Raw genomic sequence first — 2,397 nt, 5'->3', positions numbered from 1 at the left:
CAACGGCGAAATCAAGCGACGCACCGAGGTCGTCGGCATCTTTCCGAACGACGAAGCCATCGTCCGTCTCGTCGGCGCACTGCTGCTCGAACAGAATGATGAATGGGCCGTCCAGCGTGCCAGGTATCTGACACTTGAGACCATGGCCAAATGAGATGAGCCCCAAATCAGCCTGCCCGCTGTGGCACGCTGATATCCCCTCCGACCCGACCTCGGAAAGCACGGCAATCAGCCGTCAGCTACCCCACTCCCATGGACACGATCGAAAAAACACTGATGCCCACCTACTCCTCAGAACCTTCACCACCTAAGGGGTCTACGTGGCTCCGCTTTTCCAAAGCATTTTAGAATATCGATTTTGCATGATGGCGACCAGTCCGGTTGCACTAGCATATGCGTAATCTGCAATTGGAGACCAACAACGGTGAAAACAGAACAGGCCCGCGGGGCGGTAAAATTTTCCGAGACGCCTCTAACATTCAAGCTAATCTTAGCCCTGCCGCGGCGCAGACACCTCCGACGGACTGTCAGCCGATTCGACGATGGTCTGGCGAAGGGAGCCACGCTTTCGCGGATCCTCGAGGCTTGGGCTGAGGTAAAGGGATCAGGAGCGGCGCATGCAACGCGCACCGCCCGCTTCATCGAGTCTAGCAGTCACGTATCCGCTTTATAGGCCGGACATGTGAGCGCACCGTTCCCATGTGAAGCGACTGAAAAGAATGCGCTTCATCACACCTTTCACTCTCAGGAGAGACCGCCATGGATAACTCAGAACGATCGCTGTGCTACAACATTTCCGAGGAAGATGATCGCACCCGGGCCATGGCGGGGTGGATCGAGAATATGACCGGGGCACAAACGCTTACGGGCATGCCGTCCCGATCAACGCCAGATCCCCATGCTCTTTCGCCTTCGTCGCCAACGCGACCATACTCGCTCTCTTCCGAACCTCCAATTAAGGTGCTCGACAGATCGACATTTGCCAGAAAAGTAAGGGAATTTTACGGTGATGAAATCAAGCACATTTCCGTCAATCCACAAGAGTACTCGCCCTTCGTGTCCTCTAAAGCCCTGCGTACGGCTACCATCGCTCGACTCTACGGCGGCACCGACAATGATACGCCCAGCGCGCGATATTTCAGCTATGATCTGGGAGAACGAAGCGTTGGGCTTTTAAGAACAGAGGATGGATTTAGCATCGAAAACGAGCCGTGGCGGGAACTATTTCCCGGTCGAAAAAGAATCACGTCGATTGTAGACCTTCGCGTTACTCATCCGCTTGTCGAGAACGCAGGCGATATTCTGCTCGAACATCAACTTCAACTCGACGGCGAACAGCCGTTGATCATGTCACGTCCCGCTACGCCGGAGATGGGAACCCGTCTAGAGCAGATGGGTTTCGTTGATGTGGGTGAAAATCGCTGGGTGCTCGACCCTACGCAACATCCCGACAAGTGGACAAAGAATAGCAAGGGTGGATGGCAGCGCGCCGACAAACCTTGGAGTTATCTCTCTAAAACCGTGGAGTATCTTAGCGACGATGAAGCAGGTGTCGAGGAGCATTCGAGTGACGCCAGTGTCGAGACAGATTCATCCGATGATGACCCGTCTTGGTACTTCGAACACCTCAATTTGAACCGCGGCTAAAAGCTTGCCTCATCGTGAGGACTTTTTGCGCCGCCGGCTGAGAGCCTGTGAATGTTTGGTGGCGGAGGCGATTGGATTGTGATTCTGTTGGGTCGTTGATTTGCTTGGAGGATGATGGTGGGCGACGACCTGTTCGAAGGATTGCCGGTGCATGGAGCGCGGCGAAGTGCTCAGGTGGGGCGCGGGGCGGCGCGCATGCGTGAGCCGGTGCGCGATCAGGTCGAGTTGCGTGCCGTCGATATCGACAGCTTGATCGGCCAGGATCACGCGGTGCGGGTCATTTGGAGCTATGTCGAGGGGCTGGATCTGAGCACGCTCGAAGATCGGATCAAAGCGCGTGAGCACCGGCCAGGCCATCCACCGATTTCGCCACGGCTTTTGCTGGCGCTGTGGCTCTATGCCAGCAGCGACGGCGTCGGCAGCGCGCGGGCGCTGGAACGGCAGTGCGGGAGCCACGACGTCTATCGCTGGCTGTGCGGCGGTGTCTCGATGAACTACCACACGCTTTCGGACTTTCGGGTTGGTTGCGCCGATCTGCTCGACCGGCTGCTTGCCGAGCATCTGGCGGCGCTTGCCGATGCCGGCCTCGTCACTCTCGATTGTCTGGCGCAGGATGGCGTGCGGGTCCGGGCAAGCGCGGGGGCCGCCTCGTTCGGCCGCAAGGCGACGCTTGATCGGCATCTTTCCATTGCCGAGGCGGTTGTGGATCAGCTCAAGCACGAGGTCGATGCGCGTTCGGATGCCAGCACT

3 protein-coding genes are annotated in these 2,397 nt (G+C 57.5%); all 3 read left to right on the top strand.

What is annotated here, in order from left to right:
• A partial coding sequence (locus tag MOV76_RS38910; RefSeq protein ID WP_247266567.1) for a transposase occupies positions 1–154 on the top strand: 154 nt, incomplete at its 5' end.
• Between the two features lie 605 nt (positions 155–759).
• Positions 760–1,647 (top strand): hypothetical protein, encoded by an 888-nt coding sequence (locus MOV76_RS38905; protein WP_040111827.1) that lies wholly within the window; start codon positions 760–762, stop codon positions 1,645–1,647.
• 111 nt (positions 1,648–1,758) lie between these two features.
• On the top strand, positions 1,759–2,397 hold a 639-nt coding region (locus MOV76_RS38900), incomplete at its 3' end, for a transposase (RefSeq protein WP_247266566.1).

This window comes from Rhizobium sp. PRIMUS64 (assembly GCF_023006465.1).
In the GTDB taxonomy this organism is placed as follows: Bacteria; Pseudomonadota; Alphaproteobacteria; order Rhizobiales; family Rhizobiaceae; genus Rhizobium; species Rhizobium leguminosarum.
The sequence above is the reverse complement of the archived record's forward strand: the minus strand, read 5'-3'. Positions and strand labels throughout refer to the sequence as shown.